At 39.6% G+C, this 16,798-nt stretch carries 13 protein-coding genes; 1 reads left to right on the top strand and 12 read right to left on the bottom strand.

Annotation, left to right across the window (positions count from 1 at the left end):
- Positions 1 to 12 precede the first annotated feature (12 nt).
- On the top strand, positions 13 to 888 hold the full coding sequence (locus CBS1_RS02565) for a BadF/BadG/BcrA/BcrD ATPase family protein (RefSeq protein WP_090221858.1): 876 nt from the start codon (positions 13 to 15) through the stop codon (positions 886 to 888).
- Here CBS1_RS02565 and CBS1_RS02560 read toward each other — a convergent pair whose 3' ends face one another.
- The 12 genes from CBS1_RS02560 to CBS1_RS02505 all read right to left on the bottom strand — a co-directional run bounded on the left by CBS1_RS02560 (position 889) and on the right by CBS1_RS02505 (position 16,790).
- Positions 889 to 1,836 (bottom strand): ABC transporter ATP-binding protein, encoded by a 948-nt coding sequence (locus CBS1_RS02560; RefSeq protein WP_064012184.1) that lies wholly within the window; start codon positions 1,834 to 1,836, stop codon positions 889 to 891.
- A complete protein-coding gene (locus CBS1_RS02555) occupies positions 1,821 to 2,774 on the bottom strand; it encodes an ABC transporter ATP-binding protein (RefSeq protein WP_052107152.1) in 954 nt (317 codons plus the stop codon). The genes CBS1_RS02560 and CBS1_RS02555 overlap by 16 nt, the downstream gene beginning before the upstream one ends.
- Before the next feature lie 36 nt (positions 2,775 to 2,810).
- On the bottom strand, positions 2,811 to 3,617 hold the full coding sequence (locus tag CBS1_RS02550; protein ID WP_241685551.1) for an ABC transporter permease: 807 nt from the start codon (positions 3,615 to 3,617) through the stop codon (positions 2,811 to 2,813).
- Between the two features lie 5 nt (positions 3,618 to 3,622).
- Positions 3,623 to 4,606 carry an ABC transporter permease gene (locus CBS1_RS02545; protein WP_241685550.1) on the bottom strand — a complete coding sequence of 328 codons (984 nt, stop codon included), beginning with the start codon at positions 4,604 to 4,606 and terminating at the stop codon, positions 3,623 to 3,625.
- Positions 4,607 to 4,763: 157 nt separating this feature from the next.
- Entirely contained in the window at positions 4,764 to 6,353 is a 1,590-nt protein-coding gene (locus CBS1_RS02540) for an ABC transporter substrate-binding protein (protein WP_090221860.1), read from the bottom strand.
- A 306-nt stretch (positions 6,354 to 6,659) separates the two neighbouring features.
- Positions 6,660 to 8,108: a SpoIID/LytB domain-containing protein gene (locus CBS1_RS02535; protein WP_090221862.1), complete on the bottom strand. Its 1,449-nt coding sequence runs from the start codon at positions 8,106 to 8,108 to the stop codon at positions 6,660 to 6,662.
- Between the two features lie 668 nt (positions 8,109 to 8,776).
- Entirely contained in the window at positions 8,777 to 9,613 is an 837-nt protein-coding gene (locus CBS1_RS02530) for a MurR/RpiR family transcriptional regulator (RefSeq protein ID WP_090221863.1), read from the bottom strand.
- Entirely contained in the window at positions 9,606 to 10,502 is an 897-nt protein-coding gene (locus tag CBS1_RS02525) for an ROK family protein (protein WP_064012181.1), read from the bottom strand. Before CBS1_RS02525 ends, CBS1_RS02530 begins: the two co-directional genes overlap by 8 nt.
- Before the next feature lie 28 nt (positions 10,503 to 10,530).
- The gene (locus tag CBS1_RS02520; protein ID WP_090221865.1) at positions 10,531 to 12,033 is read right to left on the bottom strand and encodes a DUF4127 family protein; all 1,503 of its coding nucleotides are present in this window, start codon (positions 12,031 to 12,033) and stop codon (positions 10,531 to 10,533) included.
- Positions 12,034 to 12,143: 110 nt separating this feature from the next.
- Entirely contained in the window at positions 12,144 to 15,047 is a 2,904-nt protein-coding gene (locus tag CBS1_RS02515; RefSeq protein WP_090221867.1) for a family 10 glycosylhydrolase, read from the bottom strand.
- A gap of 41 nt (positions 15,048 to 15,088) precedes the next feature.
- On the bottom strand, positions 15,089 to 15,916 hold the full coding sequence (locus CBS1_RS02510; RefSeq protein ID WP_082868361.1) for a carbohydrate ABC transporter permease: 828 nt from the start codon (positions 15,914 to 15,916) through the stop codon (positions 15,089 to 15,091).
- Positions 15,917 to 15,923: 7 nt separating this feature from the next.
- A complete protein-coding gene (locus CBS1_RS02505; RefSeq protein ID WP_033192597.1) occupies positions 15,924 to 16,790 on the bottom strand; it encodes a carbohydrate ABC transporter permease in 867 nt (288 codons plus the stop codon).
- Positions 16,791 to 16,798: the final 8 nt, after the last annotated feature.

Below are 16,798 nucleotides of genomic sequence, written 5' to 3'. Positions count from 1 at the left end.
GGTTTGATAGTAATGTCAAAGCTGGTCTTGTCAATAGACGGTGGGGGAACGACCACAAAGTTTTGTTTACTGGAAAGTCAAAACAACAAAATTGTTTACGAATCCATTGTTGAATATGGTCTTAACTTAACTGCAACTACAATTAAGCAACAGTTGATTGTTTTGAATGAAATAAAAAATCGAATTAATCATTTTTTTGAAACGCAGAATGATATAAGCACAGTTATATGCTCGGTATCAGGGGCGGGCAATGAGAAGAGAAAGAAAAATTTCGAAAATCTTGTGAAAGCCCTTTTCAAAGTGCGTGTTATTGTATTATCCGATATAGAAGCACTTAGACTTTTGTTGTTGAGAGAAAAGCCGGGGATAATTGTCGTTTGCGGCACAGGCAGCATTGCTATTTCGAATAAAGGAACACGTGTAGGTGGATGGGGCCATCTATTCGGAGACGAAGCGGGAGCTTTTAGAATTGTCTTGGAAATAATAGAACGATACTGTGATTATATCGACGGTATACACGACTACGACCCTGTTTTTGATAGCCTAAAGTTTTTCTACGGTTTTTCGTCACCATATGAATTGACGAATCTACAACTGAGAAAGGACTTCAAATCGAAAATCGCATCGTTTGCATCTTCGATACCGTTGACTGATCTTACAAAACACGTTATCGAGTCCCAGGTAAACCGTTTTACGTTAAAAGTACGTCAACTTGCTAAGAAAGAGAACATTAAGGATATATACCTCTTCGGTGGAATGTTCAAGAATGAGTATTTCAAAAACACTTTTCAGCAAAAGCTCGAAGATTTCAATACCGAGGTTGTTGATAAAAAACTTCACGTTGAGCTGGCACTCAACGTGAAGTTCTTTGCGGAAGAACCTCATTAACTATCTATAAAGCACACACCTAACTTTTCTTCCTTCAACTTCCACAAAATCTACCTCTTTGCTACATTCAGGTCTGGCGAACTTACATCGTGGCGCGAAAGGACATCCAGGCGGGGGATTTATCAAACTCGGAGGTTCACCTGCATCGATAAAATTAGTGGCCGAAACTTTTTCAGGGTCGGGTGCCGCCTCTTTCAACAATTTTGTGTAAGGATGCAGTGGGTTATTCACGACTTCTTTTGCATTGCCTTCTTCAACGACGATACCTGCGTACATAACCATTATCCTATCGGATACATATTTTGCTGCGGCTAGGTCATGCGTAACATGTAGGAACGCTATCTTATAGTCATTCCTAAGTTTCAACATCAGATTTAAAATACCTGACTTTATGGAGACATCTAACATAGAAGTTGGTTCGTCTGCCAAGATTATTCTCGGTTTAGTTATAATAGCTCGCGCAAACACAACGCGTTGCCTTTGCCCCCCAGAAAGTTCATGTGGATACTTTTCCAGATAGCTCTCAACAGGTGTCAGTTCAACTTCGTGGAGTACATCCTCGATAACTTGCTGCTTATTTTGTATCTTATGAATCTTCAGAGGCCTTTCCAACATATGTGCAATGGTTTTTGTGGGGTTGAGAGAGGCAAAGGGATCTTGAAAAACCATTTGTACGTTCTTTCTGAATTCGAGTTCCTCTTTCCTTCCAAGCTTTTTAGGTAATTCTCTACCAAATAGGAAAATCTTTCCAGCTGTTGGTTCATATATCCTTGCCAAAACTCTTAGTAGGGTGGTCTTGCCACATCCACTTTCCCCAACTATTGAGACTATCTCATTTTCTTTAAGGTCCAGATCGACACCTCTAAGTGCTTTTACTGTAAGTATATTAAATCCCTTTCTAATTGAAAATTCTTTCTTTAGGTTTTCTACCTTCAGTACAGATGACACGAAACCCACCTGCCATTTCCGTCGAGTTCAATGTATCTCATCTGCGGTTTTTCAACTGCACAACGTTCGAAAGCGTAAGGACATCGTTCCTTGAATGGGCATCCTTGTATTGGTATTGCTAGGTCGACAGGTCGACCAGGTATGCTCTTGTAGGAATCCAAATCTTTTGAAATGCTTGGTAATGCTTCGATAAGCCCTTTTGTGTAGGGATGCATCGGTCTTGTGTAAACATCTCTGGCAAGGCCGATCTCGACAAGTTCTCCTGCGTACATGATTGATATCTTACTCGCAAGCTCGAATAATAGAGATATATCATGTGTGATAAAAATTGTTGAAAAATTTTCCTTTTTTCTAAGCTCTTCGATTTGCTGAAGTATAGACCTTTGCACCACAACATCGAGAGCTGTTGTCGGCTCATCCATTACAACAACGCTCGGTGATAAGAGCAGTGCCATGGCAATAACTACACGTTGCCTCATGCCACCAGACAACTGGTGCGGATAACTTTCCATGCGGTCAGCGGTAATCCCAACCAACTGCAATTTCTCTTTTACCAAGTTATATGCATCACTTTTCGAAAAACCATGGTTCCTAATTAGCACATCCGCCATTTGGTCTTTTATCCTTTTGACAGGGTTCAGCGAATTCATAGAACTCTGTGTAACCAGTGAAAGCCTCTTCCATCGTATTTTTCTTAACGTTTCGTCCGGTAAAGACAGAACGTCTACACCATCCAGCAAAACCTGACCGGACAGTATTTTTCCAGGTTTTTTTAGCAATTTCAGTGCGGCCAGCACTAACGTAGATTTTCCGCAACCTGACTCGCCTGCGATCCCATAGAAGTCCCCTTCTTCGACAGTAAGTGAGACATTTCTAACAGCGTGTACGAACCTATTCCTGAACTCATATCCAGCGTTGAGCTCTTTTATTTCAAACACAGTATCACCTCTACTCAATTCTTTATTCTTTCCACCTTATCTGGCCCTTAGCCTTGGATTTGTGATTTCATCTATCGAAAAACTGATAAGTGCGAACGCTGTACCAAGGAGTAGTATGCAAAGCCCAGGGGCAAGAACCCAATACCACATGCCGTTTAACAACGCATTTGCATTCTGCGCCCAATATAACATCGTCCCCCACGTAATTTTACTCACATCACTGAGGCCCAAGAAAGACAAAGAAGCTTCGCCGATTATCGCATAAAGAACGGAACTGAAAAAAATAGAGGCAACGAGCGAAAGCATGTTCGGAAGCAATTCAACGAATATTGTGTAGAAATCATTCTCGCCGATAACCTTCGAAGCAAGAGCGAACTCCCTATTCTTGAGCGATAACATTTGAGACCTGATAATCCTTGCACCAGAACCCCAGCTTGTGAACGCTATGACCAAAATCACCATCAGAGGTCCTCTCACGCGCATGTACGAACTTATTACGATCATTAACGGCAATCCTGGGATAACAAGAAATATATCAGTTAGAGTTGACAAGATTCTATCTACAATACCACCGTAATAACCCGCTATCATACCGACGGTAGTTGCTATTGTTGTCATTATCAAACCTGTAGAAATGCCTATCGTGAGAGAAAGGCGAGCACCGTAGAAGACCTGAGAGAGTATATCACGCCCCATTCTGTCAGTTCCCAGCGGATGCTCCCGGGTTGGTGGTTGGTATGGCATTCCAACCGTTTTATTTGGCTCGTACTTTGTAAGAAAAGGTGCGAAGATTCCCATAAGTATGAACGTGAGAATAATAGCAGTCCCTATTTTCCACTTCACGGTAACTACCCCCTAACACGTGGATCCAAAAAGGCATAGACAAAGTCCATGATAAGGTTCGCTAAAAGCACAGAGAGAGAAATAAAGAAGAATATAGCCTGTATTAACGGGAAATCCTGGCTAAGGACAGCTCTGTAAAGTTGATAACCTACACCTGGATATGAATACACTATCTCTGTTAATAGGGCTCCACTGACGACGAAACCGAGTGATATACCAAATGCAGTAATACTCGGCAATATTGCATTTCTTGCCGCGTAGTGCACCATTATATATCTCTCGTCCAAACCTTTTGCTTCCGCTAGGGTGATGAAATCTTCTGAAAGAACAGACACCATGTTGTTTCTCATTGTCAGTATCCAGCTTCCAAGGGATGCAACGATAAGTGTTATACTAGGCAGTATCGCGTGGTATATTACACTTAAGACTAAACTGAAACCTGTTAGAATCTCTGTTGTAGAGTAAGCATTCGATAACGGGAACCATCCAAGTTTATAGCCGAAAATGTACAATATTATCATCGCTAACCAGAAGTATGGAATTGCTCTTAACGAAAGTGAAAATACCAGTAACGCAGAGCCACTCAGTTTATCTCTATTCCATCCTGCATATATACCAAGAAAAGTTCCAAGCAAGAAGCTCAAAATTGTTGAAGTTCCGACTAGCCCTAGAGTCCATGGAATCGAATTTCTCAGAACCTGTGACACCGGGACGGGATAGTGAAGATAAGATATACCGAAGTTCCCTGTGATCGTGTTTTTTAAGTAATCAACGAACTGTGATAATAAATTTTTATCTTTTTCTACACCAAGGGCTATTCTCATTGCCTCTATAGCTTTTTCATCCACGTTTGGACCAAAGCGTGAAAGGATCCTTTCTGCAGGGTCACCTGGCATAAGCCTGGGAAGAACAAAATTAATCGTGAGAGCGAAGAAAAGAGTTATAACAAAGAAAAACAATCTGTTGGCAACGTACTTCAAACCTCTCACCTTCCTTACCTCAAGACAAGATTTCTTTATAAAAACAGCAACGCACTGTCGTGTTTCTTACAAAATCCCTGAGTCAACAGCAGGAAGTAATTATCGTGCGTTGCTGTTAATTTGATGAAACTCCTTTTAGAATTTCAAAAATTATCAACTCATTTTATTATTTAACAGGTTCCAAGTTCATGATGAGATAAATTTTATCCATACCGGTAATTCTTGGTTCTACGTAAGGCTTTTTTTCATTTGGCCAGCCTGTAAAGTTCTTCGTCGAGTAAATGAACCAAACTGGATTGTAATACAAAGGAACAGCTGGTACGTTTTCAAGAAGGATTCTTTGTAACCTTGACATGATAACCTTCCTTGCAGATATGTCTGCTGTTTCCTTTATCTTCGCCAAAAGTTCGTCGGTTGTCTTATCTATCCATCCGCCTCTGTTACTACCAACGTATGCATTTGCAGAGTTCAGATGGTTATCGTAGAAATTGTACGGAGTAGCGCCGTAATTTGACCAGCTCAGAACTACGTCGAAGTTCTTGTTCCGAATTCTTTGCAAATATTCACCGTAATCTATAGGTGTAACTTTTAGCTCAACTCCGTAGTTCGCCATTTGTTGTGATAGCAACTCACAGACGGCGATCCAGTCTGTCCATCCTGCTGGAACTAATAATTCGTAACTAAGCTTAATATTACCCTTCGCAAGAATTCCATCTTTTCCTTTCTTGAAACCGGCCTGAGCAAAAAGCTTCTCTGCAGTCTTTGGGTCATACTTCCACCACAAATTCTTCAAATCTTCGCTTATCAGATACTCGTATCCAGACTTAATAACAACCGGATTCACTGGGGCAGCATAACCGGTCATTCCGATTTTGATCAACATGTCAGTATTAATTGCATATGCAAATGCTTTCCTCAAGGTCGCATCCTTGAATGGGTCTTTTGCAAGATTAAAGAACAAGAACACTGGATTACCCTCTGCAAACCAATAGTTCAGTTCTTTCCTCTGCTGAACAAGTTTCTCGATCTGTGGGAAGTTAATACCAGCCCAGTCGATTTCACCGTTTGCAACCGCCAACTGTGCACTTTCGTTGCCGCTAAACGCGGGTATTCTTATCGAATCAACTTTTACGTTTGCAGCATTCCAGTAGTTTGGGTTCTTCTTCAACGTTATAACCTGTGTGGAAAAGTTATCGAGTAGATAAGCTCCTGTTCCAACAGGATTTTCATTGGTGAACTTTGACGGATCTTCAACTTTGCTCCAAATGTGCTTTGGAAGTATGTAAACTCCCGCAACGCTATACAAATAGAGTGTGTTTACTGTTGAGAGTTTTAATTTCACGGTATAGTCGTCGACTTTCACAACCTCAGCCAGTCCACCTTTCCAAACTCCCGGAACATCAAGTGCAGGGAATTTTTTCAGCGTTTCGAATGTGAATATCACGTCATCTGCTGTAAAAGATGTTCCGTCTGACCACTTGACTCCTCTGCGCAATTTGAAAGTAATTTCTTTGTAGCCAGCACCCCATTTAAACTCTGATGCCAGCCAAGGTACAAAATCTCCTGTTTTTGTGTTCGCATATATCAATGTTTCGTAAATGAAACCTGCTGCAACGTAGCCGGTAGCACCTGCAAAATACGGGTTAAAGTTCCTCTGGAATGGACCTGTGACAGAAATTATCATGGAAAGTTCTGCACCAAGTGAAATAGTTACCATCAGTACCAACAGTGTCAGAATCGCATAAAACCTTTTCATACTTCTCACCCCTTTAAAAATGATATGGCATATAACTCGTACGGCACAATTTGTTATAACATACTATCATATTTTGACCAGATTATACAATCTCCAAATTTTCACTATTTCTATTCCTGAAATCGAAAAATGCGGACTTTCTGCCATTTATACCTTCAAGTCTCCTATTTTTTCCAAATTTCTTAAAATTTTGATTACAAGAAGAACTAACTAGCAGAAAATAAAAGGTGCACGCCGTAAAAAAATGGGGCCGAAGCCCCTTACAAACTGTTGTGAAATCTTACTTTTCAAGAAAAGCTTTTGAACTTAAAACGCTTTTTCTATTTCACCTTCGTAGAATGTACGAATGATCTCTTGATAGTTCTTGCCATTTTTAGCGAGATAATTTGCGCCGTACTGACTCATACCAACACCATGGCCGTTTCCACCACCGTAAAATGTGATCTGCTTTATCTTTCCTTCGAATTTCTCTATTAAAAACGTGAAATACCCGCTGGGGAGAATGGAATAGTTGGAAACAAGACTTCCGTCGTGCCTTTCAAGGTTTATGTCTTTTGGCATACCGGTTATTGCTTTTGTAGGTCTTATAACGAAACGTATGTTATATTCTTTGTCGACATCGTAGATTCCGCTTTCTGCTATAATTCTGAGAGTCATAACGATGCCACCTTGCCCTCGTTTCATGACCTGTAAGTCTTTCAGCTCTCCTATGGAGAAGTTTGGATCATTTACGTCTATTAGCCTTCCTTCAACTGTTCTAATGGCATCGAACCCTAAGGTAAGGTCGGCCTTTTCCCTTGCAACAAGACCTTTACTAATTGAAACCTCGAGTTCCTCTCTGGTCATAGTTACTTTCCATCGAAACCATGGAGACTCTCGGTCATAAAAATCGCAAAGTTCTTTTTCAAGGCCCCAGAAAGATCTGAAGAATTTATCCCAAAATACTTCGTTTACTTCATTTACAATAAATTTTGAGAACTGTGGCTTTGATCTTAGATAAGGTATCGGTTCACCTGGGAATTTGCCCTTTGCGTCGCTCCAAACTTCCTCACTGTTTGAAGTGAATCCAGCAGATGTTGAAAAATACACTATCGTATCCATTGGTTTACCGTCGATAACTAAAATTTCACCAGTCGTTTCGGAAACTGCAACCTTAATTATATTGCTAACTATCTGATTGTTGAAAACCTGGCTATTTGTACTGTCATCACAGTGAGCTCCGAAGAACTTTTCTTTCGGCCCGCTCAAAACGTCTGCCACCGCTCTGCTTCTTGCCAAAACAGCTTGAGCTTTAATCGCCTCCTTCTCAAACCATGATGGTACCTCGCTTGGAACAACTAACTCTACATAATTCTCTAATTCCAGTTCGTTAATTAACGCAATCTTTCCATTGACAAATTTAACATATATTGTGTCTGAGTACTGTGGTACTCCGAGCGCTCGCTTTGCTGATAGTAACTTCACAGTACCTTTTAGAACTAATGTATCAACTCCTACAGCGTTACCATTTACTATGAGACCTCCTTGGTTTGTTGTTATTTCAATTATGTCCCCAGCTGAGAACGCGCTATCGTTTACTTTGACAGAACTGAGACACTCGAACTTTACCACGCTAAAAAGATAACCTTTTGAAGCCCCGGATGAGTCGAGTTCGACGCTTAAGAGTACCGAAATACGTGTTTGAGACGTTGAAGCAAACGAAACTACCTGTACAAGAATCGCAAACAAAAATAAAACCTTTACACACGGTTTCATCCTCGCTACCCCCTTTCTTATTGTTATATTCTTACGCTTCACAATAAAGCGTCGCTTATTAATCGAGAACACAAAACAGTTGGAACTCTTTGGACCGGTGTAGCTTCATAAGAAATCAGTTATACTTCTCTCATTCGTTACGGATCAAAACGCTGTACTATGTCGAGCTATTCAAACTACATACAAAGTGCTTATTATTACCTTAATCATGTGGCGTTTACTATCAGCATCGTCTGATACGCTAAGATGATCTCATTTTGCTTAGAATCAACAGTTAAAAATCTGTTTTTAAGTTATTGATATGCCTATTGCTTTTACCTTAAAACATTATCTAATTAACTACTTTTCTTTGTGCCTAGTTTAAAATAAAAATTTGTTTCAGCATGTTTTGTAAGTGCAGATAATACCAATGCTAAAAGAATGAAGACACTACATTTCGTCACGTCCAATTTGATATGTCATTAGTAGCAAATGTGTGCTATAATGTCCATTTGCTATATCATTTTATCAAGAGACCATATCATAAGAAAATGCTCATAAGATCTTCCTTTAGCAAACAAACTGCAAGAAAATCAGTTATCACAAATTTCTTTAGTTTTGCACATTTTTCACTTGTTTTCTACAAACGATACTTAGAACCTCGGAAATACTCTGCATGTGTAAATCTGCTAGTAAATCCACCTTTCAACAGCGCGAGCAGTTTGTTGTATATAGTGGTTTGCCCTTTCTTTTATATTCCGCTTAGTCATTTCAAATAGAGCTTCTAAGACATGTAGCTGAGAAATTTTCGATCTTATCGCACCGCTTTCAAATGGTGCTTCGCGAATAGGCGTAAGTAAAACATAATCAGCGACTTCTGCAAGAGGAGATCTCTTATGTCCCGTTACGGCAACAATTTTTGTATTATTGTCCTTTGCCATTTTCGACAGATCTACGATCACAGATGTTGACCCGCTTTGAGAAAAGGCAAGAAGGACATCATTCGAAGTGGAGGTGGCAAGTGCCATAGCTACTAAGTGGGTGTCTTGGGAAAAGAACGTATCAATACCTATTCTCATAAATTTGTAGTATGCATCCAATGCTGTTGCTCCAGATGCACCAACACCTACTGTGTAAAGCTTTTTGCATTGCGAAATTATTTCGGCACACTTGCTTAGGACTTCCTTGGACGAACTGAGTAATTCGTACGTTTGTACAATAGTATTAATGTGATTCGTTTTTATTTGCAAAAGCAGGTCCTCAGAAGAAAAGGATTCTGCCTCGTTTTTGTTATTTGGTAAACTTTTTGCAAGAAATATTTTGAAAGAATGAAATCCTTCAAAGCCGAGTTTTTGACAAAATCTAACGATAGTGCCTTCACCAACGTTCAATAAATCAGAAAGTTCTGTGATGCTCATATGCACAACCTCTTCACCGTTCTCTATGACGTACTGTGCTATTATTTTTTCCTTTTTAGTCAGAGCACCGGGTTGGTAACTTAAACGCGTCAAGATATCTTCAACCATGATATACTACCTCCTCATACTGCGTTGCAGCGAAAAGAGAAGCACCAATAAGCCCAGCGTCGTTTTGAAAGATGCTGAGTTCGACCTGAGTTGGATGATAAAGAGATTTAGACGAATACTCTATCAGCTTGTTCCTAAGTATATGCAAGGCCATTTCTCCAAGCTCTGAAAATCCTCCGCCAACGACTACAATTTCTGGGTCTATGATGAGAAATATTTTATCAATCAACATCGCCAGGTTACCGCACAATTTTTCAACTGCAGCTAACACTTTTTCTTCGTTGTTTATGAAACCGGCAAGCAACTGATTCCTTTCAGCTAAGGGGATTTTTGCGTACCTGTGGAGAACTTTCATAGATATGTACTGCTCTGCGCAACCTCTCTTGCCACAGTTACATTTTCGACCATTTGGATAAAGTATGGTATGCCCAATTTCCCCAGCTTCCCACAAAGTTCCATTTACCAATTTACCATCAATAAAGACCCCCCCGCCTAATCCCGTTCCTATGGTTAAAAAGACAAGTGAGTGCACTTTACGAGTGTAAGCTTCAGCTAATGTAGCTGCTTTGGCATCGTTTATAACATATGTCGGGATGCCAAAGAGAGTTTCCAGCTCTTTTTTTATGTTTCTACCTGCCCAGTTCTTCAAGTTGGGTGTAGCATATAAGATTTCTCCCGTTAATGAGTTAACTCTTCCTGCTGTTGCAATACCGATGGCTGATATTTCTTTGTCATTTTCCATTAACTGTTCAATGATCTTTATTGTCGTGTTTAGCGGATCTACCCTAGATGTGTTCTTAACAACCTTTTTTTGTATTTTATTTTTGGAAAATACTGCGCCTTTAACGGTAGTTCCACCAATATCAACTGCAATGATTTTCTTTTCCATTTACTAATGTCCCCTTCCTTGTCAACATCTAACCAACCACCTGCTTAGTATCGATAAGCACTATGCCTATTTCAAAAGGACGGTGCCATGGGAAAAAGACTGAGTATTTCCAGTTCTTTTTTAAAGATTGGTTTATTCTGTCCATGTACACTTCGAGATTTTTCTCGACGAACCTCTTAGCCCATTCTTCATCTTTAATCATTGAAAGACATGAATTTATATCTTGGTTACGTCTTCTGAGCTCCTCATAGAGCATCTTTCGGACATTAGCTTGGTAGCCCCAGTGTTCTAATAGAAGTATTGACTGATATTTCTCCAGTTTCTCTCTGTCTATTTGAAGTAAACCCTTTTTGCTGAGATACAACAATACTGAATGTGCACACGTTGAGCCAAGCGTGTTACCTGCTGTGTTCCAGCCGTAGTAAGTTGTAAGTTCCCAATTTATTGGTTTTTCCAATATCCTTTCAACTAAAGAATTATCCGAACCATTCGCGTATCTTACATCTGCAATTGCTATTATCTTGTTTTGTTCGTAAGCAAGGTCGATCCATTCTATTAATTCAGCGTGTTCAGTGCGTTTTAAATTCTGAATCGATTTATTCTGAAAAGGTGCTTCTTTTGGTTCGTCTGGTTCAAAATTGTTCACGTAAAGCAAAATATCAAACTCAGATTCTAAGTCGACAGGATGTCCACCAGCTCCTAAAATGTGGCTTTTGGTAGACGTGTCCAGTTCATCGCTATGATACGGGGGCACAAGATAAGCATATTCTGGCTTTCGATAGATGACTTTAAACCTTGGCTGAAGGCGGAAATGATCGCAGAGACATTTTGAAATTAGACTTAACGAAGCTTCGTCTGCACCGTTTCTTATTTGTACCTTCTCGTTTAAGCCCAATTGTGCAACCAGCTGTTCGAGTTCACACGCTTCTTTGTAGACAAGACTACCTTCGGAGTTGTCATCAAGCATTATGCTTAAGAAGTCTATAACACCTGCTTTCACAAGGTTGATAGCTTCCTTGGTGGTCTGTAAGTTCCTCCTTCGTCTCCACAAAAAGTCCTGAATTATCCACTGAGGAATATTGTGCTCTTTAATATTATGCCCACTGGCAAGGCTTGTGGAATACTCATATAGAGCTTTACCAAAGTAAACCCAGTAGTCTGGTTCTTCTTCCATAGAGTTGTACGTAGGTATTCTTGTAACAGTCTTCGTTGCGTATATTTTTAGATTGCTGTTTTGTTTTTTCACAAGTGACAGAACATTCAAGCGTTTAATTAATGTCTCTTCTTGGGTATAATCCAACCTCGATGGGACCAGTCCGCCATGCAAGAGCATATCCAAAGATAGCACTGCAAAATCGCAACCAAGAGAGTTTTGTACCAACCAGTTAGCTAAATATTCAACGTCTGCCGGTGTTTTTTTTAACCCAAAATGCTCGGGAAAAATTACATCTATACCAACAGACGAGCAAAGGTGAATGAAGTAGTCTTTAGTGCAAAATCTTTCATCTAGTGGAAGAAATAATACTCTCATTTATAGAGCAGTACACGGCCCCCACGTTAGTCTATGTTTTAAGTTTTACAAACTGGGACGTGTACCGAACACCTCCTTTCTAAAGTTATTAAGTGAAGATTTTGGAGTCATTACTTTCTTTGAAATATAAGTTTCCCAAATCTTTCAGGTGTGTGGAATGAACCATAAGTAACACTCCAAGTATAATAAAAGGGAATATTGCCTTTCCAGCGGTTTCTGCAGAAGTTTGCCTTTAGTTCGGAAGTATCTTTCAAAGAAATTCCCAAATAATTCATGTTAATTTTTATTTCCACATACCACGCATCAATTTCTCTCCAAGTTGTTGCCACAATATCACCGTTCCATTTACTATCGTATCCCAGTTCGTCATAGATGGTACCGTCGAAACCAACGACAAAGTGGTAGTAGGAATTAGTTCTTTCGTCCTTGAGAATGAACACTTCTACAGAATCCCCCAAGTAAGTGCGGGTGTCGCGTGGACCAGAAACAACTTTAACTGAGCTAAAATCAGGTTCTTTACAAACAAAAAGCACGTACAGGTTTTCATCATCGTACATGATCTTAGCATAACTTGATACATCCGCTCTCTGGCCGGTATCGTACATAAGGAATTGACCGCTTGTCTCAGCATCTTTCCACTCTTCGAGATTTCTACTAAGGGTTGCTTTACCTTGTTTGACTTCTAATTTCGGTATTGGAACAATGTTTTCCACTACTACCATTTCTTTAGGTTTTTGGGGAAAGAATGAACTTTTTGGCTTTAATTTATTTGCAGCCGGGTATGTGATTTCGAGCATCCAGCTTAGGGAATCTATAGCGCTTAGAGCCAGAGTTGGATCCTTTACGTTGTCCGATATTGTGAAGATGCCATTTGATATTTTGTCGACCAGGTCGGCGTAATTACTGCTTTTCTTGATCTTTTCAAATTCTGAAAAGATGAAATTAATGTCCTCTTTGAGTGAGTCGTTTTCGGTGAATATACTAATATCATCCATCAAAGTATCAGCAAATGAATCAAGTAGTACATCTATACCTTTGAATGGGGTTACGGCGTGCTTTGACATAACCACTCTGAAATACTCATAGTCATTTGAAAATTTCTTTATGTGAGAGACAGAAAACAGAACAAATCCGGATTTGAAGTAGTTGTTTGTTAAGGCGATTTGATCGATGACTTTCTTAGGTTCGTCCAAAGATATCAGTTGCAAACCAGGGCAAAGGTAAACATCTTTTTTATACTCAGACTGCATATCAAAGAGTATCTTGAGATCTTCGGCCGAATTTCTGTAATCCATTGGGATGAGAAGATCTAAATATCCACTCTTTACCCAGTATTCCCAGTTTTGTTTTTTCTCCATGCGAGCACCACTAAGTGTTGGGTATACTGCCGCACTGATGACTAAGTTGTTTTTAATTTTCTTAGCTTTACTGTAGAATTCTCTCACAAATGTATTTACGTTCTCCTCACGCCACATTTGCCATATAACGCTTTCTTTACTGTACTTCTCAATGGTAAATGGATCTATTCCTGTCTCTTCTTTAAACCTTTTCACAGCGAATTCGTCGTATCCAAATTCATCACCATCGTACCGTATGTAATCCAGATTTATACCGTCTACGTCGTATTTTTGTATCACTTCCAGCAAAGTGTTAATAAGGTAGTCTCTTACTTCTGGATTTGCATGCGATAACCATGCGGTGTTGTTTTTTGAAAAGATACTACCATATTTGTCCTTCTCAATCCACTCTGGATGAGCATCCATGAACGGAGTTTTGATACCTCCGGACGCAACAGCGTAGATCCAACACCACGCATGAACCTCCATCCCTAGTTTCTTGGCTTCGTCAACTATAACCTGCAATGGGTCTTCTTTCCAGTCCTGAAAAGCTGGGTCTTGAGGAAATCTGGAAATCTTCGGAGAAATTGTCATTCCTTTGTAGATAACTTCAGGAAAGATAGCGTTGAATCCAAGCTCGTGGAGTTCTCGAATCTGTTTGCGCAACTTTTCCGGTGTTTCACAATCTCTGATTGCGTAACTATCAAACCAGATACCTCTTAACTGGACATTGTACTGTGGTAAGAGTTGTATCTCAAGCAAATCGACCATCTTTTGGAGCTTTTTCAACTCTGATAAATCAGATGCTTTTTTTGATGCATCTTTTATCTCCCAAAGCATTTCCTGCATCTTGTATAGTTGCGTTTTTGGAATCTTTTTTCTACTTTCCAATAGCCTGGTTTCAAATGTCGCAATTTTTTCGTCCAATGAGGCTTTAAGATAAAACACAGGATTAACGTTTGATATAGGTTCTTCAAGTAAGTGACCGATGGTATTGAGTACCAAAGATTTAAGTTCATCGTTGGTCGAGGTTTGAAGGAATATGTTCTCGCCAAAATAAACACCAAAAGGTGAAAGAACCGCAGCAGCCGGATACTTTTCGTTTGAAATCTTTCCATCTTTTGTATACCAAATAGCCAGAGGTGTTGCATTTTGTGTCAGATCTATGACAAAAGTGAAGCCTCTCGACAAAGGTATATTCTTGTCCGTTTTAAAAACAGAGACCCCTGTTTGCGTAGGCTTCATGACGAAGTACTTTCCGCTATCCCAAGAAACGAACTTAACACCTAAGAATTTTGAGTATGCGAAGTTACTCCTGTTTTTAGCCTGCGCATCTTTGAGACCGCTTTCGTAACAGGCTATGAGTTTTCCGCCTTTCATAAGGTAAGATTCGACAAGGTTAATTTCGCTATCTGAAATGGCACCATTTGAAGGGTCTATAAGGACCTTTATGTTATCTGGTATACTTGTAACTTTGCTTGTATTGATGACCTCGTATTCGAGCTTACCGTAGTCTAATACACTAAGCACTCCACGGATTATATTGTCGTAAGTAGGTTTGGTGTAATAACTTTCTGTTGTTGGTGAGTAGAGGATCCCGATAGAAGGAATAGCTAAAATTATCCCGGGAATTAACCAAAGCAACAAGTATACAAATACCTTATAAGCCCACTTCATACCTGTTCACTCCCCCTACCTTAACTGAGTTAGGTGTTTTATTACTCAATTATTGCGCCCTTGTAACCTTCTATGAAGTATCTCTGAGTAAGGTAGAAGAATGTTAAAATAGGTATCATTGCAATGACCATCGCAGCTGATGCAGTTCTGAAGTTGGGTTCGAACGTACTACTCAGCTGAGACAATCCTACTTGGATAGGATACTTCGTAGGTGTTCTGAGAACGATGAGTGGCCAGAGCAGGGAGTTCCAATATGCAGTGAAAGCAAATATTGCAAGGGCAGCAGTTGCTGGTCTAACTAATGGAAATGTTATCTTCCAAAAGACTTGGAATTCATTACACCCATCAATTCTTGCAGCATCCTCAAGTTCTGCTGGTACTGACAGATAATGTTGTCGCATTAGAAATATACCAAAAATTGATACAGCACTTGGAAGAACAACGGCCAAGTACCTGTCATACAACCCCATTTTCAATATAGTAATAAAGTTAACGATTAGAGCGCCTTCCATAGGTATTAAAAGGGGAAGAAGGATGAACTTAAAGACAAGGTCTTTCCCCTTCCACTCAAGTCGTGCTAGGGGATAAGCAGCGAGTGCTGCTAAAATGACTTGAAAAATCACACCCAAGGAGGTTATGATTATCGTATTCAGAAAGTATCTTATCATCGGAACTTTCCGAAATACGGTTACGTAGTTTTCTAACGTTGGATTTTGCGGTATAAATTTTGGCGGCCAAGTAAACAGATTCTCACCTGGACCTTTAAATGACGTTGATAGTACCCAAATGAATGGGAAGGTGAAAAATATACCTAAAGCTATCAGAATGATATAACTAAGAATTACTCTAATTATTTTTTTCATTGTCATGGTTATATCACCTCTTTGGTCCAAAGAATTTGAAATTGATAGCTGTGAATACTATTAGAATACCTGCGAAAACCACGGAGGTTGCGGTCGAAAGTCCAAATTTAAATCTGACAAAAGCGTAATCGTAAATCAAATACATCATCGTTGTTGTTCCGGAACCACCTTGAGTCATTAGGAACACTTCTTCAAATACCTTAAGAGCAGCCAAGCTGGAAATCGTGAAGCAGAACAACATGGTAGGTCTGAGAAGCGGTAATGTGATTCTTGCTAGAATCTGCCTAGCATTTGCTCCGTCTATTCTTGCTGCTTCGTACAGCTCACTTGGTATATTTTGAAGACCTGCGAGGTAAATGACCATGTAGTAACCAATACCCCTCCAAAACGTTACAAACATAACACTATAGAGTGCGAACCGTTCGTCAGTTAACCACATAATTGGTTCTTTTATTACACCTGTGGACAGCAGAAAACTGTTTAATAAGCCATCAACGTTGTAGATCCAGCGCCAAGTCATACTAACAATAACTGACCCAGTTATCACCGGAACATAGAAAAGAGTTCGAAAGAATTTGATTCCAGGAATGTCTTGATTTACAAGTACAGCTGTAAGTATTGCGGTAAACTGTATAAGAGGAACCACGATCAGGTATTTAAAGATATTTCGAAGTGCTTCGTAAAAGTATTTGTTTTGAAATATTTCTTTATAGTTTCTCAAACCTACCCAGGTTGTCTTCTTAGTAAACATATTATAGTCGCTAAAAGATAGTATTATTCCTCTTATTATTGGATAATAGGTAAATATACACAAAAGAGTCAAAGGCACGAAGAGAAAAAGTACAGCAATTATAATCGTTTGTCTCTTCCTTGCTCGCAAATTTATCA

Origin of the sequence: Fervidobacterium changbaicum (assembly GCF_004117075.1) — a bacterium.
GTDB classification, from domain to species: domain Bacteria; phylum Thermotogota; class Thermotogae; order Thermotogales; family Fervidobacteriaceae; genus Fervidobacterium; species Fervidobacterium islandicum.
Note: the sequence above shows the minus strand (reverse complement) of the source record. Positions and strands in the feature narration are given on the sequence as shown.

What these genes read in the sequence shown, in the direction of transcription:
- CBS1_RS02535 (WP_090221862.1), bottom strand. Translation starts at nt 8,108, where the DNA reads ATGAAACCGTGTGTAAAGGTTTTATTTTTGTTTGCGATTCTTGTACAG.
- CBS1_RS02530 (WP_090221863.1), bottom strand. Translation starts at nt 9,613, where the DNA reads ATGGTTGAAGATATCTTGACGCGTTTAAGTTACCAACCCGGTGCTCTG.
- CBS1_RS02540 (WP_090221860.1), bottom strand. Translation starts at nt 6,353, where the DNA reads ATGAAAAGGTTTTATGCGATTCTGACACTGTTGGTACTGATGGTAACT.
- CBS1_RS02525 (WP_064012181.1), bottom strand. Translation starts at nt 10,502, where the DNA reads ATGGAAAAGAAAATCATTGCAGTTGATATTGGTGGAACTACCGTTAAA.
- CBS1_RS02565 (WP_090221858.1), top strand. Translation starts at nt 13, where the DNA reads ATGTCAAAGCTGGTCTTGTCAATAGACGGTGGGGGAACGACCACAAAG.
- CBS1_RS02520 (WP_090221865.1), bottom strand. Translation starts at nt 12,033, where the DNA reads ATGAGAGTATTATTTCTTCCACTAGATGAAAGATTTTGCACTAAAGAC.
- CBS1_RS02510 (WP_082868361.1), bottom strand. Translation starts at nt 15,916, where the DNA reads ATGACAATGAAAAAAATAATTAGAGTAATTCTTAGTTATATCATTCTG.
- CBS1_RS02515 (WP_090221867.1), bottom strand. Translation starts at nt 15,047, where the DNA reads ATGAAGTGGGCTTATAAGGTATTTGTATACTTGTTGCTTTGGTTAATT.